Below are 22,761 nucleotides of genomic sequence, written 5' to 3' on the forward strand. Positions count from 1 at the left end.
TCCATACCAAAGTCACCAGCGCTCATGTTTCCGCCAATGGCAGCGTGGATAATGAAGTTGGTGCCGCCAAATGTTTGAAGATTTTCTCCATCAAAAAGAATAGGAAAGATGATTTCAGAGCTTGCCTCGTTGGCGTCGTTATCCGCAAGAAAGAGGTTATCGTAATTGTCGGCCAGTTCGTAGCCGCCTTCATTGATCACTCTTTCGGCGTAGGTGAGTGCATCGTCGTAACGGTCTTGACCAATATAAACTTCCGCATTGAGATAGAGTTTGGAGAGAAGTGTCCAAGCAGCTCCGCGATCGGCTCGTCCATATTCATTACTACCGGGTGCAGCGAGGTCGTCCGTAATGTCGAGCAATTCGCTCTCAATATATGCGAACAGATCATCTGCATTGGTAGGCTCGGGCATAAACGCACCAATTGGATCGTCTTCAGTTACAAAAGGTACATTCCCGCCAAAAAGATCCAGGGCGTGCCAGTAACTGAGTGCACGAAGGAATCGTGCTTCAGCCTGCATCGCGTTAATAACGCCTTCATCTCGCTGCTGAGCTTCACGAATAAACTCGTTTGTAAGAGCTATTTCGTAGTAGATACGGCTATACATTCCCATAACGAAGTCGTTGGAAGCACCCCATGAATGGAAATTGAATTCCGGTAATCCTTCGTCAGCCCAGCCCACAACAGCTTCATCTGTAGTGATAACCTGATGAACCCAGAGTTGACGAATGTAGCTGGAAAAGCCCTCATCAATACCCTGTATATCGGCATTACCGGCAGGACCTTCCTGTCCGGTTGCGGCAAAACCCGCATATAATTTCGCTAAAACCTGACGGAAATCATCAGGAGTATCGTACACATTTTCAGATGTGACTATATCATCATCGATCGGAGAAGTGTTCAGGTCGTCTATACAAGACGTTGTGAACGCAACCGTCAGCGCGATGAGTGCCAGTGCTAATATTTTAAATTTGTTATTTAACATAATCGTCAAGATTAAGGTGTTTCAATTAAAAGTTGAGATTGAGTCCCAACAAGAAGGTGCGGGGTCTTGGATAGAGATTGAAATCAATACCTCCAAAAACCTCTGGATCCTGCCCGCTGTACTCCGTAACCGTAAATACGTTTTGTACTGTAGCAGATACTCTTGCAGATGAGACAAGATCAAACAGGCCGTCGAATGTATAACCGAGGGATACGTTGTCCAGTCTTACAAATGATGCATCTTCAACGTAGTGATCTGATCGATATTGGGCGGTTTCGAATCCAGTTTCGTAAATAAACTCTGTAGGATTTGATACAAATCCGGCAGTGTTATAAACTGAATCATAGAAACCTCTGTCTGATGCTACGTTGTTGTAGACATAGTTGCCGAAGCTTGCCCGGGCAGAGAATGAAGCATCCCACTGCTTGTGTTCGAAACGGGAAGAGAGACCGAATGTGTAGTCCGGATTAGGACTTTCAAGTCGGTATTTATCATCTTCGTCAATCACACCATCGCCATTTCTGTCTACGAACAGTCCTTCAATAGGCGCACCTAAGTCGTTGTAAACCTGCTCGTACACATAGAATGAGTTTCGAGGGGAGCCCACGCTGTGAACCTGAACGGTATTACCGGTACCGCCGGCAATTCCGCCAACTTCAACACCTACATAGGTAGGATCATCAGCTGTTGTCAGTTTCGTGATCTCATCAATTGTGTAGGTAGCGTTAAAAGATACCTGCCAGTATGTGTCCTCCGTGGACAGAATTCTGGACGTGATATCAAATTCGACACCTTGTACTTCAAGAGAACCGACGTTGGAAAGGATTCGGTTTGTGAAGTTGGATCCTGCAGGTACCGGTACCACGTTTAAGAGATCGTCGGTTTCACGCAGGAAATATTCAATAGAACCAAAGAACCGTTCATCCAGTAAGCTGTAGTCCAAGGCCGCATTGTAAGTAGTGGTCTCTTCCCACTTCAGCTCTGAGTTATATCCTTCGGGTCTAAGGGTTGTAATCCATTCGTTTCCAAAAGAATATCGAGCATCGTCTTCACTAAAGGTGTACTGAGGTAGATAAGGATAGTTACCCTGCCCAATATTTTGCTGACCTGTGACACCGTAACCAAGCCTCAGTTTCAGTTCATTAACGTTTTCGAACTGTTCCATAAACCCTTCTTCATGCATTTGCCATGCAACTGCGAAAGAAGGGAAGAGTCCCCAGCGGTTATCTTCAGAGAATCTGGATGTACCATCGTAACGCAGAGTACCTGTAAGCAGGTATTTGTCTTTCAATGTGTAGTTGGCACGGCCAAAGAAAGAGGTTATGTAATACTCTGTTGCGTAATCGGTATCAGAATCAACCCGAACTGCCTGAGAACGATCGAAGTTTGTTGAGTAGTTTGATCCCTCTTCAAAGTGATGTTCCCATGAGTAACCGGCTGTTAAATCAAGTCGGCTTTCGATTGACTCAATATCTGTATTGTAGTTCAGGTAGAAGTCAAGCAGTTCATTTTCTTTTCGCTGATCATAATCTGCTTGGGTACCGGAAAGTCCCTGACCATCAAATGCATAAGCAGCTTCGTCACTGACTAACACTTTACCGTCGCCTACGTCGGAATAATCCAGACCGAGGTTTAAGGTTGCCGTTAGTTCATCAAAAAATGATGGATTATAATCCAGCTTAGCATTACCAAGTATTCGGTAAACAGTGGATTTATCACGACGCTGTTCAATCAGTGCAACAGGGTTAGCCGGTGCAATTGGAATAGGATTTCCATCACCGTCCAACCAGGCTGTGTAGCCGCCAAACTGCTCATTGTCAGACATTACCGATTGGGTAGGGTCAAAACTGATAGCGGTTGCAATGGCTCCCTGGTCAGCAAACCTGTTGTCTACACGGGTACCTCTCGCATTTACTTCAACTTTGAATTGATCATCCAAAAAGGATGGGTTTAATGCAATAGATCCTGTTAGCCGTTCATTGTACGATGTTCTCAATACACCTTGATTTCCTGAAAAACCGAAAGATGCACGATAGGGTAGTATTCCGGCAGCACCACTAACACTTATGTTATGATCCTGGCTGAAAGTGTTTCTGAATATTTCGTCCTGCCAATCGGTTTGGCTGTTGCCAAGGCCATTCAGTGCGCCTGATGGTAAACTTCCATTATCAACGCCAATTTGAACAAACTGAGCAAATTGATCCGCTCCAAGCACATCAATTCGATCGGTGTTCGTCTGATAAGAGTATCGCCCGGTATAGTTTACTTCAATATCCTGATCCAATTGGCCACGTTTTGTGGTAATAATAATAACCCCGTTAGAAGCACGAGAACCGTAAATGGCGGTTGCAGAAGCGTCCTTAAGTACGGTTATGGACTCAATGTCGTTCGGGTTGATGGAGTTTAGAGGATTTCTCATACCGGAAATACCGCCCTCATCCAGGGGGATACCGTCTACTACATAAAGTGGATTGTTACTGGCAGAGAGGGAAGAACCTCCACGAATACGAATCGTAGCTCCGGCTCCGGGTGCACCACTGTTGGATGTAACCTGAACGCCGGCTGTTCGTCCCTGGAAAAGTTCTTCAGGTGATGTAATAGCACCCGAGTTAAAGTCTCTTGAACTTACAACGTTAACAGAACCGGTATTGTCGCCCCGCTCCTGAACGCCATAACCGATAACAACCAGTTCGGAGAGAGCCTGAACATCTGTGCTCATTTGCACATCAATTGTCTCACGTCCGTCAACTGGAATTTCTCTGGTTACAAATCCGATGTAAGAAAAAACTAATACATCATCTTCGTTAACACTTATTGAGTATTCTCCATCGAGGTTTGTTGTTGTACCCCGGTCGGTAGTGCCTTTCACAGTGATATTAACACCAGGAAGGGACTCATCCGTCTCTAGTTCTGTTACCGTACCGCTGACTGTAATTTCAGACTGTGCATGCGCGGGTAATGCATACGAGCAGAAAAATATAATCAACAGCAGGCTGAGTAGCTGTTTTACCTTCATAAAATCTACCTGTTTATTTTTGATTAGTGGAATGAATTAAAATAGTTATGGTTTGAAAGCGCTTTAATTACTTCACAATACGTCCAGATACCGATAATGTCTCCAATTAGTCACTATAGCTATCCGATATTTTCAATATATGAGACGTTTTTATGAAAACGCTTACATCTTGTCTTTAAATCTAATAATTTTTTGTGAAGATTCCTTAAAGAGAGTTGCGAAATCTTCCTAAACTTACGTTAAAAATGACCATAATTGACAGATATGTCAGGGTGCCCTCTAAAAGGAGCTAAAATACTCTCTTATCTTGCTTTATGTGAAAGTTACTTTGCTGTGTGTTAAGGTTAGTGAAGGTAGTCATGGAAATAGGCGCATTAATCTGTGCTTTTTTATCCCTATTATTGCAGCATTTTGAGCGTCTAAAATGAAAAGTTAAGTATGTTATTCAATTAGACTCGCTTGATCGAACCATCATTTTGTATGATAATAACATTGGTTTATGAGATCATTTCTGAAAAGAAAAGGGATTGAACCCTCGATAAAGACTTATGCAATTACGGCGCTTTCCTACATGGCGCTGGGTCTTTTTGCATCACTGATTATTGGTTTGATAATCAGAACCGCAGGAGAGCAGCTCAATATCGAGATGTTGATAACCATTGGACAAACCGCAATGGATCTAATGGGTCCGGCCATTGGCGTGGCAATTGCCTACGGACTCAAGGCTCCCTCATTGGTACTGTTTGCCTCTGCTGTTGCGGGAGCTTTTGGTGCTGCAGCCGGTGGACCGGCAGGGGCGTACATTGCGGCAGTACTGGCTACCGAGTTTGGAAAGCTGATATCGGGATCAACAAAAATAGATATTATTGCAACTCCGCTTGTTACCATTTTTGTCGGTTATTTTGCAGCTGAATATATAGGTGTATTTATCAACGACGGAATGCTGGCATTTGGTGAACTTATCAATTGGTCTGTTAATCAGCATCCGTTTATTATGGGTGTGCTTGTTGCATCTTTAATGGGGATGGCACTTACCGCTCCAATTTCAAGTGCCGCGATAGCAATCATGCTTGGACTGGATGGCCTGGCTGCCGGAGCCGCAACCGTAGGCTGCTCTGCTCAAATGATTGGATTTGCAGTGAGCAGCTACAGAGAGAACGGTGTGGGCGGATTGATTGCCCAGGGGATAGGCACTTCCATGCTCCAAATTGCGAATGTCATCAAAAACCCGCTTATCCTTCTTCCTCCGGTATTAGCCGGTGCACTGCTTGCACCAATGTCTACAATGGTGTTTATGATGGAGAATACTCCGGAAGGTGCTGGGATGGGGACAAGTGGTTTTGTTGGACAGATCTTTACGTTTACTTCGATGGGTTTCAGCTGGCAGGTGATGGCTTACATTATAATTCTTCATTTCATCGGCCCGGCAATTCTGGCTTATTTGGCATCAGGTTATCTCAGAAGAAAAAACTTAATCAAGCAGGGAGATATGCTTTTAAGAAGTGAATCTAGATAGAGTTGCAACGGTATATCCAAAATAACTCAGAAGGTGATATTCTTTATATAAATATTTTAAATGAGAATACATAAAACAATGGTGTATAGATAAATAGACAAACCTAACAATAAAATTTATACACCTAAATTATTTAGGTTATGCTGTTATTTAAGGCCATCATCAGTTTATAACCGTCAAATAACCTGCATTATTACTTCATCAACCGTTTCCGGAGTAGATCAGGAAAAGGCATGGCTTTTTATGCAGGTCAGGTTCTTCGGTCTGCTTCCAGTGATGAACGGTTTTAGTTTGAATAAATTCATCTTTCTGGGTGATGTTGGATGCAATACAGAGCCGGGTTGAAGGGCGCAGTTTATTCAAGAGCAACTGAAATAGCTGCTCATTTCTATGGGGAGTCTCCATAAAGATCTGGGTCCTGTTCTTTTTTGCCGACTCCTGTTCCAGCTCCGAAATCTCCTGCACGCGCTTGCTTTCATTTAGCGAAAGATATCCATGGAATGTGAATGATTGACCATTCATACCCGAAGCCATAAGCGCCATAAGTATGGATGAAGGTCCAACCAGCGGTACGACTTCAATATCATTGTCATGAGCCAGTTTTACGAGCTTTGCACCGGGGTCAGCAACTCCGGGTGCACCGGCTTCCGACATTAAACCCACATCCTGCTCTTTCAAAAATTTCAGAAAACTGTAGACTTCCTGATCGGGTGTCTTCTTATTCAGCACCCTCATCGTCATTTTATAGGGAGGTGTGGGGTGTTTGATCCATTGTAAAAAACTCTGTGTCGTCTGAGGCTTTTCAACAATAAAGCAGTTCAGTGATTTGACGATCTCCAGAGTGTGTTCAGGCAGGGCTACATTTTTTTTTCGTTTACTGATGGGTGTTGGTATCAGATAAAGTTTATGCTTGTTCGTATTCATGATCCCTGTCTACTCGTTCGATTTTCAATTCCTCTTCACCATGCTTAATCTTCCTGTAGGCGTATCTTGAACCGAACAGGGCAACAATAATGGTTGCGATCAACCCAATGGCCGTGACGCCCAGATTTACTTTAATAACGCTCTGCTGAAGTTCATAGGTAGGCATAAGTACAATAGGTTTGAATGAGTCGGTGTTATACCGAATGGGTATCAGTTCCGATTCCATAATAACCTGGGCCATCTGAACAGGTAGTCCAAGCTGCCGCTCAATGACCTCATCTTCAGAAGTCGTGAACCGGATTACAACATATCCATTTGTTTGAGCTGCGATCTGTTTAACATCAAAATCTGTTACGGTTGCGATGTAGCTTTCACCATTTTCGTATGTATCCTGAATGCCAAAATAGGTTGTTGTCTGGTATCCGAACTGATAGATAAAATAGATTGGCAGAAGCCAAATGAGGTAAATAAAATAGTATTTGTTCATCTTTTAATTGGGTTGTACATCATTGTTAAACTCGTCTTGGGAAGTTCTCAGTGAAACCTTTTCCATCAAGTCGATCAGGGCAGGATCGTATACCAACCGTTGTTGAAAATCCTGGTGCATATGAGTTCCTGACATGTGGAACCAGAATCCAATCGGCAGCCGATCAAAAAAGATTGCCTGAACTTTCGTCTCACCGGTGTAGACCAGCGTGCCAAAATCAAAACCATTCAAAAGTCCCATTCGATTATCAAAAAGAGCACCGTAATCGGTAAAATCACGTGTAATTTCTGAGCGGTCCTGATATGGAGCTCTCATCCAGTTTAAAACCATTTCAGCAGAGTCTTCTGATATCATGTCGCTGTTACGGAGATTTCGCAAAAAGGAAACCGCCTCTGAAGCAGTGGTTTTAGGGAAAAGTTCCAACGCATCCCGCTCTTCCATAAAAGAACGTCCCAGCCTGTTATTTTCGAGCTCTTCACTCCAATCTCTACTTAAGCTCTCATCATTTACAAATTGATCTGACAATTCAATTACATGAGATCGATACTCACCACGTCGATTTCCCCATTGATCGATCAGAGAATCAATACTTTCGTCCGTTATCGTTTCTGATATGGACAGATAGAGACCGGAATATGGAAGCGGCATTTCTGTCACATCAAGGTCAAATTTCTGTTTGAATGATTCCCAATCGTAGGGCTGTAAATTCCACCATAAATAGTCAGCCAGTGCGGGATCATTAAAATAGGAGAGCAGGGTAAGAGCATCACTTATAGAAATCTTGCCATTGTCGATCCAGCCGTTTTGATCTGCATACGTAATGGCGTCATTGTGGATGGAATTATTTACTTCCGGAAGCAGAAACGCATTGATTTCATCCAGAGCTATAGACTGATTGCCGTCAACTGAGCCTCTATCCATTTCGATAGCATAAGCTGTCATCAGAAATAGGTCAGACAGCGATCCCATTGGCCTGGGTATATCAGCCTGAAAGTAGAGGGTGGAGTCGGGGTGTTCCAGTACGATACTTGCGATGGAAGCATGTTGTGGATTCTCTTCAATATATTCCGTCAACCCGCGAAGTGATTGTGTTTTAGGTACCCATTCCGAGCCTTCCATAAAGGCCTCTCGGTTATCCAGAAAGGTCTGAAATGCGCCCCAGTTTAAGCCAACTACAAAAACGAGCAACACAACTGCTGTTGCTAAAAATGCGGATATAAATTTTAAAAGTCTCATTTATGTGAATAAAAGAAAGTTTTGTGACTCAAATATGAAGCAGGTACTATCTGCTCTCTTTATAAAATGTGTTTACCTGAAGCAGCCGGTGATAAAATTGATTGATATCGCGAAAATAGACGAAGGCATGATATTCCTGTCGTGTATCTGGAAATAGAGTATCGAACGTAAGATCATCGACTCTGTTGTTGTGGACCAACACATATTTATACCGGTACGTGCCCTCTTTCATAATTACTGATTGGACCCATCTGCTCAGCTGCTCATCATAAGTCATTCGATATTTTTGATTCAATTTCCATGAATTGAAATCCCCGACCAAATAAATTTCCTGTCCGTTATTTAATTCTCCTCCGCTATCCAGGCTGAAATGAACATCTAAATAGTTACTGTTCATTGAGTGGTCCGGACCAAATTGTTGAGGCGCCCCAACTGAAACCGGTCGGTTAAAACCTTCTGCATCATCTCTTAAAACAACTTTCCATGGTTCATTGCTTTTATCAATATCCAGAACCGTTTGGCTCAGCTGATCTACGTTTTTCATGTTTAAGACGCGGAACTCGTAATCGCCAATAAATGGGCGGTCATGGGAGAGTTCAAACAGTACTTCATTCGGATCGGAAAAATCAAGCTCCTGGGCTTCTTTTGCCTTTCCCCAAAACTGATTTTGAGTGTAATAGAAGGAGAGATCAAACTGAGGCTGATCCAGCCACTCCGGCAATAAATATCGACTAACAGGCCTATGCATGACTCTCAGTGAATATCTGGCAGAGCGTAATGTTTCTACAGAAGAAGCAACGGTTCCCTCATTCTCATAGACGAAAAAGGGGAGAGAGAATTCAAGTTCTCCGGTGTCTTTGTTGTGAACATGCAGCATATAATTTCCGCTGACTCTGAATCCCACATTTTGATTTGGAAAGTGGTAGGGGTATGACCGGTAGTAAGGTTGTGCAGAACGACTAACTATACCCCCGGGAATTTCGTGACGACCAAAACCGGTGAAATATTGGTCTGGAGAAAGACCAGATTCAGACCAGTCGGGATTGTGGTGTGTAAATGAGATTTCATAAGAGTGAGAATCAAATCCCAGGGATTCAAATCGAAGTGTGAGCTGATCACTGCTGTTTAGCTCCAGAAACGGCGCTGCATTGGGTTGATCATCAGGAAATAGCTCTACAGAATAGATCGGATCTTTGGGGGCAACAGTCTGAGGCAGCGTAAATTCGTGTTCGATTGAGCCGGTTCGATTATCCGTTCGTTCGGATGATGTCCGTTCGATACCCATGCACCCACTAAATACGAAAAAAATGAGAGGCAAGATAAAAACCCACAAGAGCTGTTGATTGTATGAATGAATATTACAGATAGTAGTTTCCTTCAAAAACAAAAGTTGCCGGTCCTTCAAGCTTAATGTTGTGATAGTTTCCGGATGTTTCATCAAAATCGAAATGGATATTTAAGGTACCGCCTCTCACTTTTACGTTGTAGCTGAATGATCCTTCTCCGCTTTGCTGCAGGTAGTGCCATGCCAGAGCAGAGGCAATGGCTCCGGTACCGCAGGCAAGGGTTAGATTCTCTACTCCTCGCTCATAGGTTTGCAGGCACAGTTCATCAGAATTCACTCCGGCTATAAAATTCACGTTGGTTCCTTTTGGTTGGTAGTGATTGTGGTATCTCAGATAGCGGCCATCGGTAATTAACTGCTTTTCATCCTCAAGCTGATCCTGCTGAACCGGACAGACTACATGTTCGGTATTGGTATAGACGTTTAAAACGGCTTCTGATCCCACTTTTTCTTCTACAACGACGGTTTGGAGCGGAAAAGAGACCGTCACATTTTGATCATCAACAACGGCTTTGTAAATCCTATCGTGAACACGGAAACTGAAGGACCTGGGTGAACCCAGCGTAACAGCATAGGCGGCAAAACAGCGTGCTCCATTACCGCACATACCGGCATCACTGCCGTCCGGGTTTTTATAAACCATCACCAGGTCTGCTTTTTTGGACGTATCGTAGCAGAGAGCAATAAGACCGTCGCCGCCCACACCAAATTTTCGATCACAAAGAACCGGAGCGATTTCGGAAAGTTCATCATCTTCGATTTTTAGCGTGCGATTATCGAATAGTATAAAATCGTTGCCTGCTCCCTGCATCTTTATAAACGGTAAAGTATTGTTATCCATGCGTCATTTACATTTCAGTGAGTGCAGGAAGATGTTTCCACGCGTCTTTTTCATCAATCAACGGATCTAATCCACGCATCAGGCTGCTAAAGCGCATCGACAGTGTAGTGAAAATATATTTCAGCTGTACATTCTGATAGAGCAGTTGTTTCAGGTCCTGCAGGTGTTCAATCATCTCAACTATTCTTGCATCTTTCATCGATGCCGTGAACTTTTTGATCACCTCAAGTTGATCTACATTGGTGATCAGCCGGCTGTCTTTCTGCTCTCGATAAACCAGAATATCCCGTAAAAACTGTTCTATTGAGTTACAAACGGCAATTTGGTTTTCAGTATTGAGCTTACTGTTCCAGTCGTTGATAATTTGAAGCAGGGCCGGCACATCCTGAGTATAGGAGAACCTTAAAAATTCGATAATCTCAGTTCTTGTCTGCTTCAGGGTGTTAACATCGAAATATCGGGCAAGAGCATAATTTCCATCAGCCATTCTTGCCAAAAAGGAGGCGTCCTCTTCCGATTTGTTATCGTACTGAACCAGGCCATTTCGAATTTCTTCTTCACGCAAGGGATTCAGGCGTATTTGCTGACATCTGGAAATAATTGTGGGAAGCAGCTGATCTGTATTGGTAGCTGTAAGTATAAAAATCAATTTTGACGAGGGTTCTTCCAGGAACTTTAAAAAGGCGTTGGCCGCCTCTTTTCGCATTGTGTCTATCTCTGTAATGACTACAACCGTACGGTTCCCTTCATTGGGATTATACTTCATTAACGGCTGAATATCAGATCGGTAGTAGTCGATGGGATAAAATGCACGGCGGTTTTTAGAGAGCTTTTCACTGTTTAAAGCCGGGCGTATGGCAAAGTCTACAATTTCGTAGGGATCCTGAGCCACCATCTCTATTCTCGGCTGAATTTCATTTTCTCCTTTTGAAGGAAATGGGATAAAGAGATGAATATCGGGATGGGCAAACCAGCTCGATTTTTTTGATTCTGCGGTTCCTTTTAAATCGGTGAGGTTATCAATACCGTTTATGGCCTCGGCCATAGTCAATGCAAACGCGGTTTTGCCAACACCTGAGGGTCCTGTGAGAAGATAGGAGTGACTCAAACGGTCGCTTTTCAGAATCTTTTCCAGCTTTTCGCGGGCATCATACTGGCCCACTAATCTTCGATCTCCAAACGAAATGTTGTTATTTAAAAAACTCATCAGGCTTATTTATTTAAAGTCTATTCATCCCAGATATAATCAAAAAGAAGTACACCGGCTGCGATGGTTGTTCCGCAATATCCAATCAGTGCGGCTAAATCATTCAGTTCTGAACCGTCAGGGCCGTCGACCAGGGCCATTGTGGTTGTGCGAGTTAAAATAAGCAGCAGCGGCACCAAAAGTGGAATACACAAAACAGAAAACACGGCTCCTTTACGGTCTGCTTTTGAAATCATTGCAGAAACGAGTGTGGTGACTGATGATAGCCCTGCTGCACCGAATATGATGGACAGCAGAAAATATGGGAGATGAACAATTGTCATGTTCATCATTACAATGTAGAAGAAGAATGTGAAAACATGCAGAATCAGCAGAAACAGGAAATTATAGATCAATTTTCCGGTATATACTTCTGTTGCTCCCGAATTGAGTCGCAGTAGTTCCCAGGTCTTTTTTTCTGTCTCTTGCACAAATGACCTCATCATACCGGTCATGGCTGCAAAAAGAATGACGATCCAAACCAACCCGCTTTTTGGAGTAGGATCAAGCTGCTGGGCACTCAGTGTAAAAAGAATCAAAAGCAGGGCAGCTCCCGTAAATGCAAGAAGAGTATTAATCGCATACTTTGTGCGAAGTTCCTGCGTGATCTCTTTCTTAAGAATTGTAATGGATGATTTAAGCATAAAATACCGGGGACGTTGCGTGCCATTAAAGGTACAAAAATTTAACAGAGAGTAGAGAGTAATTTACGGCTGCAAACCGACAGCAGTACAGTATAAATTGTCTTATGAAATAATCTTATACACTACAGGAATATTATTGAAGAGTATGCGGTAGGCTTCCTATATTCAGATGTACAAAAAAACGGATCTTGAATCATTTATATGAATATTCATTCACTACTCGACAAATCGACAATTCTCGCAAATCTTGATGTGAAATCTAAAAAAGAACTGCTCGAAAAAATGATTCAGTCATTGTCAGATCAGGTTGAGCCGGATCAGCTTAAAGAGATCCGTGATTCGGTTTTTGAACGGGAAGAAATAATGTCGACAGGCGTGGGTAAAAGCCTTGCAATACCACACGGTAAAGTAAAATCGATTGATGAAAACTACGCCAGCTTTGCGAAGCTCAAAAATCCGATCGATTATGATTCTATTGATGGCGAACCCGTACAAATGGTTTTTTTACTTGTTGGGCCTGAATCAAAACATACCATTCATATTAAATTGTTAAGCAGAATTTCCAGATTGATGAACAGCGTCTCTTTTCGTGAGCTTTTAAGTGACTGCGATACGCCTGAAGAAATTTATGATGCGTTCCATCAAGAAGAGCAACGCTATTTTGCTACCTGATATTCACGCCTATGATGAGCGCAAAAGTGTCACAAAAATCAAAGTTATTACTTCTTTTTCTATGCTTCTTTTTTATTCAGAATCATGAAACAGTAGTAGCCCAGATCGCTTCAGAGATCGACTTTATGATTGACCGCAGTCGTGCAAACGATGCATTTTGGGCTATTCAGGTATCTGATAGTTCCGGAAAAGTACTTGAGGAGTTGAATGGAAATAACTTAATCAGACCCGCATCCAATCTTAAACTGATTACATCAGGTGCTATTCTGGATCAGTTGGGTAAGGATTACCGCTTTACCACAACACTGTACGGAAGGGGAGAGATTGTCGGAAATAGATGGGTTGGTGATCTGATCATTGAGGGGAGCGGAGATCCATCGATTAACGGTGAATTTTATGAAGACCCACTTTTTTTATTTGAAGAGTGGTACCAAGTGCTCGACTCACTGGGAATTGAGCAGATCGACGGCAGCATTATCGCTTACGACGGACTTTTTGATGATGTTCCCTATCCGCGCGGTTGGGAGTGGGACGATCTCTCTTATTACTATGCTCCGGAAATCAGTGCACTCTCTTTTAATTTTAACGTGGTAGACCTGGAAGTTGTAGCGGATGGCTCAGTAGGTTCACAGCCCACTATTCGCTGGTTTCCTTTCAACACTCCGTATGTAGAGTTTTTGAATCAGCAGACCATTACACCGCCAGGAACCAAGTATAATGAGTCGTACCGCAGAGTGCTGGGTACAAATACAATCATACTTCGAAGCACGTTGCCTCAGGGATATTACGAAACTGAACCCCTGTCTGTACTGTCACCATCAACTTATTTTATTGATACATTTTCTCGCTATTTGGAAGATAGCGGGATTCGGGTTCGGGGCCAGCTAATTGTTGAAAGTGATTACTATTCATGGAACACGGTGGGAATGGAAAAACTGGCATCACATACCTCTGAGCCGCTTTACAAGATGATAACCTGGATGAACCGCGAAAGCGATAACTTATTCTCGGAAATGCTAACCAAAAAAGTGGGTAGCTACGTTTACAATACTCAAGGCAGTACGGAGATTGGTCTTCAAGTGGTTAAAGATTTTATGCACTCTGCCGGCATAGATACATCTGTTGTGAGATTAAGGGACGCGTCCGGAATTGCTCCGGCTAATCTGATTCGGGCTTCCGATTTAAATCTGTATCTTAATTTTATAAAGGATAAACCGTGGTTCGACACGATGTATGAATCGCTGTCTGTTGGCGGATTAAACGGTACGCTGGGGCATCGTTTTAGAAATGGTAACGTAAGTGAAAAATTTTACGGAAAATCCGGGTTTATGTCGGGTGTTCGTACGCTGAGCGGTTATTTAACAACTAGCTCAAACCAGCAGCTTTCCGTAACGATAGCAACCAATAACTACACAACATCCACAGCCCATGTAGATTGGGTACATGAAAGAATTTTAGAATTTCTACACAACAACTACTAAGTGATGAGTAAACAGCCGCAGATTTTAATTACAGATGATGAAAAGAGCATCAGAAATATTCTGCGGGATATACTTGAATATGAATCCTACGAAGTTGAAGAGGCAGAAAATGGTGCAGAAGCGATAGAAATCATTTCAGATAAAGAGATTGATCTGGTTATCCTCGATATTAAAATGAAGGGAATGGATGGTATCGAAACCCTGGAAAAAATAAAGGAGTCGAAGCCCGATCTGCCTGTTATCATGATCTCAGGTCATGGAACCATCAAGATAGCAGTTGATGCCACAAAAAAGGGAGCATTCGATTTTCTGGAAAAACCACCTGACCTGAACCGCCTTCTTGTTACGGTTCGTAACGCTTTGAAGAGCAGCGAACTGGAACGTGAAAACAAGCAGATTCGATCTAAGCTGCATGGTGCATCAGAGATCATTGGTGAGAGTGCACCGATCCAAAAAATTAAAGACACCATTACAAAGATTGCTGCAACCAACAGCCGGGTTCTCATTACCGGAGAGAACGGTACCGGAAAAGAGCTGGTGGCTCGATCGATCCACAGCCAGAGCAGAAGAGCATCAAAGCCATTTGTTGATGTAAACTGCGCTGCTATCCCTACTGAACTGCTGGAGAGCGAACTTTTTGGCCATGAAAAAGGGGCATTTACGGGAGCTGTAAAGCAGAGAATCGGAAAATTTGAACAAGCCGACGGCGGTACATTATTTCTGGATGAGATTGGCGATATGAGTCCGGATGCACAGGCTAAAGTCCTTCGTGCCCTGCAGGAAAATAAAATCACGCGGGTTGGAGGTTCAGAAAATATAGAAGTGGATGTGAGGGTTATATCAGCTACAAACAAGGACCTGCAAAAAGCGATCAGTGATGGTGAGTTCAGGGAGGACCTATTTCATCGTTTAAGCGTCATTCCTATCCACATTCCACCTCTGCGCGAAAGGAAGGAGGATATTTCGCTTCTGGCTCGGCAGTTTTTGTCTGAACTGGGAGAGAAAGACATCGTATTTGCCAATAAATCTTTTTCAGATGAAGCGATTTCTGCATTAAAAGAGCATTCCTGGTCCGGAAATATCAGAGAACTTCAGAATGTGGTGGAACGTCTTGCAATTCTTTCACATGAGGATGAAATTACTGCCGACGACGTTCGGAGATTAGTGGTTGGAAATCAAAGTTCAAAAAAAGCAGTTTCAGAGCTGATAAACGACCTCGAAAGTTTTCAGGCGTTTAAGGAAGAGGCAGAAAAGTTGTTTCTGGTCAAAAAACTTGAAAAGTATAACTGGAATATATCCGCAACGGCAGAAGCTATTGAGATACGCAGAAGCCATATCTACAACAAGCTGAAGAAGTACGATATTGAGCGCTAATCGGTTCACCTAATAAGAAAAAAGAATTAGTACATTATGTCTGCAAAATTAATTGACGGGAAAAAGGTAGCTTCAGAACTGAAAGAACAGATCAGGGAAGATGTTGATAACTGGGTGAAAGCAGGAAACCGCCGGCCGTTTTTGAAAGTTCTTCAGGTGGGAAATGATCCGGCTTCATCAACCTATATACGTGCAAAAACCCGTTCATGCAAAGAAGTGGGGATTGAAACGGATACCACCCATTTACCCGATACCGTTTCTGCAAAAGAGCTGAAGTCTGTGATTCAAGGTTTTAACGATGACGATTCGATTGACGGAATTTTGGTTCAGCTTCCTTTGCCCTCGCACCTTTCATCCCACGCCGTGATCGAAAGTATAGATCACAGGAAGGATGTGGATGGGTTTCATCCGATGAATGTTGGACGTTTAACTCTCGATCAGCCGACATTCAAATCTTGCACACCCGCCGGAATTTTTGAACTGTTTAAGTACTACAGCATACCTACAAAAGGAAAACACGCTGTAGTAATCGGAGCAAGCAATATTGTGGGTACCCCGATGTCTATCATGCTGTCCCGTGAAAACTCAGCCGGTAAAGCAACGACTACAATCTGCCATAAGTTTACCAAAGATATTACTCAGCATACGATTTCAGCTGATATTTTGGTCGTAGCCGCAGGCCAGCCGAATCTGATAAAGGCAGAAATGGTAAAAGAGGGAGCCGTTGTTATCGATGTCGGAATAAACCGTGTAGCCGATGAGACCAATGACAGAGGATATAAATTGACGGGTGACTGTGATTTTGAGAGTTTGAAAGATAAAGCCAGCTGGATTACGCCGGTCCCCGGCGGTGTAGGACCTATGACCGTCGCCATGCTGATGAAGAACACGCTTTTGGCTGCTAAAAAATCGATCTATCCGGATTGATCACCTAAAGATTTTATGTTTGATCTGCCTCGCCTGATATCTGTTATATCAATTTTAATACTGTTTTTTTCAGTATCAGGAATAGCTACGGTTTCGGCACAGAGTTCAGATTTTCAAATTCAGGAAGACTCATCAGTTAATGAAAATCAAAAATCACCAACGGCAGCATTTGTACGATCAATTGTATTTCCCGGATGGGGACATTTCTATGCCGGGAAACAACACAATACCCGGGGCGCTGTGCATGCGGGGGCTGATGCGGTACTCATTGGATCGATATTTGGATTTAACATCCGTGCAAAAAGAATCGAAAATGATTTCATAACGTTTACCAACCTCAACGCCGGAATTGACCTGTCTTCCAGGGATCGCTCTTTTCGATTGGCTGTGGCCGATTTTAACTCGCTTGATGAATACAACGACTATCAGCTTCGAACGCGTAACTGGAATCGTTTAATTGAAGATACTCCAAACAACAGGTGGAACTGGCCGGATTCTGAGGCCAGAAACCGATACAGTGATATGCGGTCTGATTCTGATCGTATCCGAAGTCAAATACCTGCCTTAGCCGGAATTATGGTGGTCAATCGAGTGATCAGTGCGATAAGTGCTTATAACAGAGTTCAAAATGAAATTGAATCAACACCTCAAAGCAGATCTGAATTGACCATTGTCCCGGTCATGAATGAAGCCCGTAGTGACCGATCTGTTTCAGGAATTTCAGGTGCAGCCGCACGAATCAAAATACGTTTTTAAATAACCGGCGTCTCAATATGAAGCGATACAAACTCACATTTGAGTTCGAGGGCACAGACTTTAAAGGGTGGCAAAGGCAGCCGGATGTCCGAACGGTGGAGGGTGTAATTGAAGAGGCCTTTAGTAAGTTCTATCAAGAAGAAATCAATATTATTGGCCAGGGTCGCACTGATTCAGGTGTTCATGCTCTTGCACAAACTGCACATGTGGATTTGCCCCAACGCTATTCGATTGGTAAAGTAGAACAGGCCATGAGAGGTTTGTTACCAAGAGATGTTGTTTTGAAGGGAATAGTTGAAGTGGATCAAGATTTTCATGCACGATTTAAAGCCGTTAAAAGAGCCTATCAGTATCAGGTTTCAACAAAACCAACAGCACTGCACCGGAATTTTGTCTGGAGTTACTTTTTTGAGCCGAATATCAATTTGTTACATGAGTGTGCAGATAAAGTTCAAGGAGAACATGATTTTATCAATTTCTGCATTCCTAATGATGAAGAGTTTGGAACCACAATCTGCTCAATTACAAAAAGCAAATGGAGTAAAAAGAACGGGCGACTGATTTATGAAATTGAAGGCAATCGGTTTTTACGGCATATGGTTCGGCGTTTGGCTGGAAGTATGATTCAGGTTTCGGCAGGGAAATACGGTTTAAAAGAGTTTGATCGCTTGTTGACCGGGGAGGAGGTTCGACAAAAAGCATTTTCAGCGCCCGCTACCGGGCTTATTCTCACAGGGGTATATTATTGATGAAACCATCTTGTTAACAAATTGATAACATTGATTTAACGATTCTATAAGATCAGAAGTCCATTTTAGGAGCGTTACGTTTAACCAAAATCAGTGTATGTTAATTGGCTCGAGCTTTAATTCTACTTTGGACAGTATTTTGTTAACAGCATTTCAAATCTCAGATAAGACGGATAAAGATCGAATTGAAGTAGAAGAGCTCAACAAATCACTTCAGCTGGATCGCAGGGAGATCAAGAACTATCTGGAGTACCTCAGCGATAAGAATCTTATCATTCTGTCTACAATTGGCGGACCTTATTTATACGGTCACGTAGAATTAACCTCAGACGGAATAAAAAGGGCAAAACTTATTCAAAAAAAGAGGAATTAAGCAGTGTGATACTGTTTATTTTGCTCATCATTCTTTGAATATTTTATTGCCGGCCAATACGTTTCGATTTTCTTCCTTAGCCGTTTTCTTTTGCTTGCTTTTACACGATTTTCCCTCGTCTTTTGCAGAAAGTTTCCTACCTTTGAAGCGACTATTTTAAAGACTAAATAAAAAAAAGTGATAAAATGATTATTGGAGTACCTAAAGAGATAAAAACTCTTGAAAATCGTGTTTCTCTGCAACCTGGGGGCGTTCTTCAATTGAAAAAAAAAGGGCACGAAGTCCTTATTGAAAAAGGAGCAGGACTGGGAAGTGGTTTTACCGATGAAATGTATAAGAAAAGCGGCGCTACCATCGTCGATGATGTTGAAGAGGTTTGGAAAAGAGCCGAAATGATCATGAAGGTGAAAGAACCGATCAAAGAAGAGTATCCCCGCATGCGCGAAGGACAGATCATCTTCACCTATTTTCATTTTGCGGCCAGCCGTGAGCTGACCGAAGCAGTTCAGGAATCAAAATGCATTGCTATTGCTTATGAAACTGTTGAAAAATCTGACGGTTCACTCCCGCTGCTGGTTCCTATGAGTGAAGTTGCAGGACGTATGGCGGCTCAGGAGGGAGCCAAGTACCTGGAGAAAACATTTGGCGGACGCGGTGTGTTAATGGGTGGAATTCCCGGTGTAAGACCAGCCAACGTTATTGTACTCGGTGGCGGCATTGTAGGAGTAAATGCCGCGAGAATAGCTGCAGGAATGGGAGCCAATACAACAATTCTGGATATTAATACTAACAGATTGCGATACCTGGATGAAATACTTCCAAAAAATATCGATACTCAGTTCTCAACAGAAGGGGCTATTCGAAATCTGCTTCCAACAACCGATCTGATCATTGGCGCGGTGCTCATACCCGGAGCAAAAGCACCAAACCTGATTAGCAGGGATATGCTCAAACTTATGAGGCCGGGAACCGTGATGGTAGATGTTGCCATCGATCAGGGCGGATGCTTCGAAACGTCGAAGGCAACGACTCATGATGATCCGATCTATGAAGTTGATGACGTGGTTCATTACTGTGTAGCCAACATGCCCGGAGCAGTTCCCTATACATCCACGATGGGGCTTACCAATGTTACACTTCCATATGCTGCTCAGATTGCCACAAAGGGGTGGAAGAAAGCCCTGGATGATGATCCGGAACTGAAGATGGGACTCAATATCGCAGACGGTAAAATTGTCTATAAATATGTTGCAGACGCTTTTGATATGGAATATACTCCGGTTGAAGAAGTGATGTAATAAACTGCACATTCAAAAAACTTGCATAAAAAACCCGGTTCAAATTATTTGGTCCGGGTTTTTTTTGTTTGCCTCAAATTAAAAAGCCCTGTAAGAATATTTCCAACAGGGCTTGAATAGATTAATAAATGAACGTTAGCCTATCTTTCTTCAACAGGAGTCCATTCAAGATTCTTTTCACCGATATAGAGTGCTCTTGGGCGAACCAGTCGGTTATTTTCTGACTGTTCGATATAGTGAGCAGACCATCCGCTAACTCGACTCATCGTGAAAATGCATGTAAAAAGATCGGGCTGAATACCGATAGAGTAGTAAACCGTAGCTGAGAAGAAATCCACATTTGGATCAATGTCTTTCTCTTCCTTCATGGTTTTCAGCATGTCTTCAGACCATTCATACAGTTTTACGTGTCCGGTCTCTTCAGAAAGTTTTTTCGACATTTTTCTGAGGTGAACCGCGCGGGGATCAAATGTTTTGTAGACTCTGTGACCAAAGCCCATCATCTTCTCCTTGTTCTCAAGTTTCTTCTTGGTGAAAGCAACGGCATCAGCTTTTTCGCCATCTTTTTCAAGTTCAAGGAGAGTGTTCATTACGGCTGTATTTGCACCACCGTGAAGTGGACCTTTCAATGCACCGATTGCTCCGGTAACAGCTGAGAACATATCTGATTCGGTAGCACAAATGGTTCTGGACGTGAATGTTGAAGCGTTCATTCCATGCTCTGCATGTAGAATAAGGCAGAGATCCATGGTCTGCTCAGCAGCCTCGCCCGGTTCTTTGCCGTTAAGCATGTATAGAAAATTAAATGCTGTACTTCCTTCCTTAAGTGGGGAAACGATCTCTTTACCTTTTCGGGCTCTGTCGAAAGCTGCAATAATCGTTGGGATTTGCGCAGTCATGGCAATGGCATGATTCCGATCGTCTTTAGACTTATCGCCTGTTTTTTCTGTTTCGAAATCTGCCAGCATGGAAACAGCTGTTCTTAAAACAGACATGGGTTCCGCTTCTTTGTTGGTCGAAGTAATATAGTTCAGAACCGGCTTGGGTAGTTCACGCTGTGCAATCAATTTATTCTTAAGATCTTCCAGTTCGGTCTTCTTGGGCAGTCTGTCGTTCCAAAGCAAAAAACAGACCTCTTCGAACGTTGCCTTGTCCGCAAGCACATCAATGTTATACCCTGAGTAGATGAGTTCACCCTTTTGTCCGTCAATAAAACTTTTGGTGGTAGAAAAAGCAACAATACCGTCTAAACCCCTGTTAATGTGCGGATATTCGTTTTTATCAATATTATCCAAGTTATGTTGCGCCATTATATGTAGTCCTTTTTAATTAACATTATTATCCCTGCGGTCGCGTAATGTCACATCTTGAAAAGCTGAACGTGTTTCCTAGATTGGATAACCTTAATGAAATTAAATCGTTCAGCGAGCGTCATCTTCTCTGGCACGCAGAAATTTTCTTTTTTTTGTGCTGATAAAGTACAAAAAAAGAAGCGCTTTTAGAAGTGACTTAAGAGGTAAAAGTCTGTTAAGAGTCACTCTCATTTCTTGATTTACTCTTTGCTTCATCCCAAAGCTGATCCATCTCTTCCAATGAAGCATCAACAATTGAGCGGTTTTTGTTTTTCAAGCTTTTTTCGATGTGCTGAAATCTATGGGTAAACTTTTTGTTAGCCCCGCGAATGGCATCTTCAGCATTTAGTCCAATCAAACGGCCTACATTTACCAAACTAAACAGCAGGTCGCCAAACTCTTCTTGTTGTTCTTTCGCAGTTTGATTTTCTACGGCCTCGCGCCATTCATCAATCTCCTCATTCAATTTATGCCAGGCGAGTTTCCATTCTGTCCAGTCGAAACCAACATTCGCTGCTTTTTCCTGCATACGCTGAGCACGAATCAAACCGGGCAGATGCTTTGGCACACCGTCCAGAATAGATTCACGTCCCTCGTCAAGTTTGATGGCTTCCCAATTTGCCGCGACCTGATTTTCCTCGTCTGCTACTGTGTTTCCGAACACATGCGGATGCCGGCGAATCAGTTTTTCAGAAATGCTGTAGATCACATCTCCGATCTCAAAATGATCAGTTTCTGACGCCATTTTAGTTTGAAAAACAACATGAAGAAGCAGGTCTCCCAACTCTTTTTGAAGCTCTTCCATATCCTCGTTGTCGATTGCCTCAACGGCTTCATAAGCTTCTTCAATCAAATTGTCTTTGATGGAGTGGTGAGTCTGTTTTCGGTCCCAGGGACACTCTACACGGAGTATGGAAATTAGTTCGACCAGATCTTCAAATTTACGGGATGGCTTCATGTGGCTAATTACGGTCTGTAGGTTGAGCAGATTCTATGTGTGAGTGAAGATAGAAAGATAGTCCGGATATATGTAATGCGGTTTAGGTAATTCATGAGAAGTGAAAGGGCAAAAGTGAAAAGTGAAAAAGGCCGATTGTACCTGAAGCCAAAAACTTGTTAACTCGTCAGGAGAACCGGCGAAAAACACGCCGGAATTTGGCCTAGGAGTGATAGAGTTCTGAACCACTACGAACACGAAGGTAATCACAATGAGCACTAAGAAATCTCAAGGAAATACATATCGGAAATCGGGTGATGATGATTTTCATAGCGGAGTATCAGAAATTGTTTTCTAATCAGTTCACCGAAATGAGAATTCCTATTTTCTCGACAGGCTCGAACGGACGGTGGGTGTCATTGCTTCAATATATTATTGTTGTGATTTTTGAATTAACTTGAAGCTTGAGACCTGCATCCTCTAAGTGTCAATCCCTGATTTAGCTTGAAACCTGCGGCCTGCATCACGTCTGCTTCTTTTTCTTCTCAGCAGCGGGGAAGAGGATGTTATTCAGGATCAGCCGGTATCCGGGACTGTTTGTATG

Annotated in this window: 20 protein-coding genes; 9 read left to right on the forward strand and 11 right to left on the reverse strand. The window is 42.8% G+C overall.

What is annotated here, in order from left to right; translation table 11 throughout:
* Together ACESM0_RS03255 and ACESM0_RS03260 are read right to left on the reverse strand one after the other, a co-directional pair.
* Positions 1-983: RagB/SusD family nutrient uptake outer membrane protein (locus ACESM0_RS03255; protein ID WP_372903596.1), on the reverse strand; the 983-nt coding region annotated here is incomplete at its 3' end.
* A gap of 25 nt (positions 984-1,008) precedes the next feature.
* Entirely contained in the window at positions 1,009-3,999 is a 2,991-nt protein-coding gene (locus ACESM0_RS03260; protein WP_372903598.1) for a SusC/RagA family TonB-linked outer membrane protein, read from the reverse strand.
* 499 nt (positions 4,000-4,498) lie between these two features.
* Between ACESM0_RS03260 and ACESM0_RS03265 the strand changes: the two genes are divergently transcribed.
* The gene (locus ACESM0_RS03265) at positions 4,499-5,515 is read left to right on the forward strand and encodes a PTS transporter subunit IIC (RefSeq protein WP_372903600.1); all 1,017 of its coding nucleotides are present in this window, start codon (positions 4,499-4,501) and stop codon (positions 5,513-5,515) included.
* A gap of 201 nt (positions 5,516-5,716) precedes the next feature.
* Here the strand turns inward: ACESM0_RS03265 and ACESM0_RS03270 are convergent, their stop codons facing one another.
* The 7 genes from ACESM0_RS03270 to ACESM0_RS03300 form a co-directional block, all read right to left on the reverse strand.
* Complete coding sequence (locus ACESM0_RS03270; RefSeq protein WP_372903602.1) at positions 5,717-6,439, reverse strand: SAM-dependent methyltransferase; 723 nt, start codon at positions 6,437-6,439, stop codon at positions 5,717-5,719.
* A complete protein-coding gene (locus ACESM0_RS03275; protein WP_372903603.1) occupies positions 6,420-6,926 on the reverse strand; it encodes a hypothetical protein in 507 nt (168 codons plus the stop codon). Before ACESM0_RS03275 ends, ACESM0_RS03270 begins: the two co-directional genes overlap by 20 nt.
* A 3-nt stretch (positions 6,927-6,929) precedes the next feature.
* Entirely contained in the window at positions 6,930-8,162 is a 1,233-nt protein-coding gene (locus ACESM0_RS03280; protein ID WP_372903605.1) for a hypothetical protein, read from the reverse strand.
* A 46-nt stretch (positions 8,163-8,208) separates the two neighbouring features.
* A complete protein-coding gene (locus ACESM0_RS03285) occupies positions 8,209-9,447 on the reverse strand; it encodes a type IX secretion system plug protein domain-containing protein (protein WP_372903607.1) in 1,239 nt (412 codons plus the stop codon).
* A 73-nt stretch (positions 9,448-9,520) separates the two neighbouring features.
* Complete coding sequence (dapF, locus tag ACESM0_RS03290) at positions 9,521-10,348, reverse strand: diaminopimelate epimerase (protein ID WP_372903609.1); 828 nt, start codon at positions 10,346-10,348, stop codon at positions 9,521-9,523.
* Between the two features lie 7 nt (positions 10,349-10,355).
* Entirely contained in the window at positions 10,356-11,555 is a 1,200-nt protein-coding gene (locus tag ACESM0_RS03295; RefSeq protein WP_372903611.1) for an ATP-binding protein, read from the reverse strand.
* Positions 11,556-11,575: 20 nt separating this feature from the next.
* The gene (locus tag ACESM0_RS03300; protein ID WP_372903613.1) at positions 11,576-12,238 is read right to left on the reverse strand and encodes a heme exporter protein CcmB; all 663 of its coding nucleotides are present in this window, start codon (positions 12,236-12,238) and stop codon (positions 11,576-11,578) included.
* 201 nt (positions 12,239-12,439) lie between these two features.
* Here ACESM0_RS03300 and ACESM0_RS03305 point away from each other — a divergent pair, with 201 nt between their 5' ends.
* From ACESM0_RS03305 to ald, 8 genes are all read left to right on the forward strand, one after another.
* Positions 12,440-12,910 (forward strand): PTS sugar transporter subunit IIA, encoded by a 471-nt coding sequence (locus ACESM0_RS03305; protein ID WP_372903615.1) that lies wholly within the window; start codon positions 12,440-12,442, stop codon positions 12,908-12,910.
* A gap of 125 nt (positions 12,911-13,035) precedes the next feature.
* Positions 13,036-14,391: a D-alanyl-D-alanine carboxypeptidase/D-alanyl-D-alanine-endopeptidase gene (dacB, locus tag ACESM0_RS03310; RefSeq protein ID WP_372903617.1), complete on the forward strand. Its 1,356-nt coding sequence runs from the start codon at positions 13,036-13,038 to the stop codon at positions 14,389-14,391.
* Positions 14,392-14,394: 3 nt separating this feature from the next.
* Entirely contained in the window at positions 14,395-15,765 is a 1,371-nt protein-coding gene (locus ACESM0_RS03315; protein ID WP_372903619.1) for a sigma-54-dependent transcriptional regulator, read from the forward strand.
* A 36-nt stretch (positions 15,766-15,801) separates the two neighbouring features.
* Positions 15,802-16,692, forward strand: coding sequence for a bifunctional methylenetetrahydrofolate dehydrogenase/methenyltetrahydrofolate cyclohydrolase FolD (gene folD, locus ACESM0_RS03320; RefSeq protein ID WP_372903621.1), 891 nt, complete (start codon positions 15,802-15,804; stop codon positions 16,690-16,692).
* A 15-nt stretch (positions 16,693-16,707) separates the two neighbouring features.
* A complete protein-coding gene (locus tag ACESM0_RS03325) occupies positions 16,708-17,448 on the forward strand; it encodes a hypothetical protein (protein ID WP_372903623.1) in 741 nt (246 codons plus the stop codon).
* Between the two features lie 17 nt (positions 17,449-17,465).
* Positions 17,466-18,197 carry a tRNA pseudouridine(38-40) synthase TruA gene (gene truA / locus ACESM0_RS03330; RefSeq protein ID WP_372903625.1) on the forward strand — a complete coding sequence of 244 codons (732 nt, stop codon included), beginning with the start codon at positions 17,466-17,468 and terminating at the stop codon, positions 18,195-18,197.
* 97 nt (positions 18,198-18,294) lie between these two features.
* Complete coding sequence (locus ACESM0_RS03335) at positions 18,295-18,570, forward strand: hypothetical protein (RefSeq protein WP_372903627.1); 276 nt, start codon at positions 18,295-18,297, stop codon at positions 18,568-18,570.
* 185 nt (positions 18,571-18,755) lie between these two features.
* Positions 18,756-19,868 carry an alanine dehydrogenase gene (gene ald, locus ACESM0_RS03340; RefSeq protein ID WP_372903629.1) on the forward strand — a complete coding sequence of 371 codons (1,113 nt, stop codon included), beginning with the start codon at positions 18,756-18,758 and terminating at the stop codon, positions 19,866-19,868.
* A gap of 140 nt (positions 19,869-20,008) precedes the next feature.
* Here the strand turns inward: ald and ACESM0_RS03345 are convergent, their stop codons facing one another.
* Together ACESM0_RS03345 and mazG are read right to left on the reverse strand one after the other, a co-directional pair.
* Positions 20,009-21,178: a citrate/2-methylcitrate synthase gene (locus tag ACESM0_RS03345; RefSeq protein WP_372903631.1), complete on the reverse strand. Its 1,170-nt coding sequence runs from the start codon at positions 21,176-21,178 to the stop codon at positions 20,009-20,011.
* A gap of 217 nt (positions 21,179-21,395) precedes the next feature.
* Positions 21,396-22,178, reverse strand: coding sequence for a nucleoside triphosphate pyrophosphohydrolase (gene mazG, locus ACESM0_RS03350; protein ID WP_372903633.1), 783 nt, complete (start codon positions 22,176-22,178; stop codon positions 21,396-21,398).
* Between the last annotated feature and the right edge of the window lie 583 nt (positions 22,179-22,761).

It is taken from the genome of Rhodohalobacter sp. (assembly GCF_041686455.1).
Taxonomy (GTDB): Bacteria; Bacteroidota; Rhodothermia; order Balneolales; family Balneolaceae; genus Rhodohalobacter.

Coding starts and splice junctions, on each gene's coding strand:
- ACESM0_RS03260 (WP_372903598.1), bottom strand. CDS start 3,999: ATGAAGGTAAAACAGCTACTCAGCCTGCTGTTGATTATATTTTTCTGC.
- ACESM0_RS03265 (WP_372903600.1), top strand. CDS start 4,499: ATGAGATCATTTCTGAAAAGAAAAGGGATTGAACCCTCGATAAAGACT.
- ACESM0_RS03270 (WP_372903602.1), bottom strand. CDS start 6,439: ATGAATACGAACAAGCATAAACTTTATCTGATACCAACACCCATCAGT.
- ACESM0_RS03275 (WP_372903603.1), bottom strand. CDS start 6,926: ATGAACAAATACTATTTTATTTACCTCATTTGGCTTCTGCCAATCTAT.
- ACESM0_RS03280 (WP_372903605.1), bottom strand. CDS start 8,162: ATGAGACTTTTAAAATTTATATCCGCATTTTTAGCAACAGCAGTTGTG.
- ACESM0_RS03285 (WP_372903607.1), bottom strand. CDS start 9,447: ATGGGTATCGAACGGACATCATCCGAACGAACGGATAATCGAACCGGC.
- dapF (WP_372903609.1), bottom strand. CDS start 10,348: ATGGATAACAATACTTTACCGTTTATAAAGATGCAGGGAGCAGGCAAC.
- ACESM0_RS03295 (WP_372903611.1), bottom strand. CDS start 11,555: ATGAGTTTTTTAAATAACAACATTTCGTTTGGAGATCGAAGATTAGTG.
- ACESM0_RS03300 (WP_372903613.1), bottom strand. CDS start 12,238: ATGCTTAAATCATCCATTACAATTCTTAAGAAAGAGATCACGCAGGAA.
- ACESM0_RS03305 (WP_372903615.1), top strand. CDS start 12,440: ATGAATATTCATTCACTACTCGACAAATCGACAATTCTCGCAAATCTT.
- dacB (WP_372903617.1), top strand. CDS start 13,036: ATGATTGACCGCAGTCGTGCAAACGATGCATTTTGGGCTATTCAGGTA.
- ACESM0_RS03315 (WP_372903619.1), top strand. CDS start 14,395: ATGAGTAAACAGCCGCAGATTTTAATTACAGATGATGAAAAGAGCATC.
- folD (WP_372903621.1), top strand. CDS start 15,802: ATGTCTGCAAAATTAATTGACGGGAAAAAGGTAGCTTCAGAACTGAAA.
- ACESM0_RS03325 (WP_372903623.1), top strand. CDS start 16,708: ATGTTTGATCTGCCTCGCCTGATATCTGTTATATCAATTTTAATACTG.
- truA (WP_372903625.1), top strand. CDS start 17,466: ATGAAGCGATACAAACTCACATTTGAGTTCGAGGGCACAGACTTTAAA.
- ACESM0_RS03335 (WP_372903627.1), top strand. CDS start 18,295: ATGTTAATTGGCTCGAGCTTTAATTCTACTTTGGACAGTATTTTGTTA.
- ald (WP_372903629.1), top strand. CDS start 18,756: ATGATTATTGGAGTACCTAAAGAGATAAAAACTCTTGAAAATCGTGTT.
- ACESM0_RS03345 (WP_372903631.1), bottom strand. CDS start 21,178: ATGGCGCAACATAACTTGGATAATATTGATAAAAACGAATATCCGCAC.
- mazG (WP_372903633.1), bottom strand. CDS start 22,178: ATGAAGCCATCCCGTAAATTTGAAGATCTGGTCGAACTAATTTCCATA.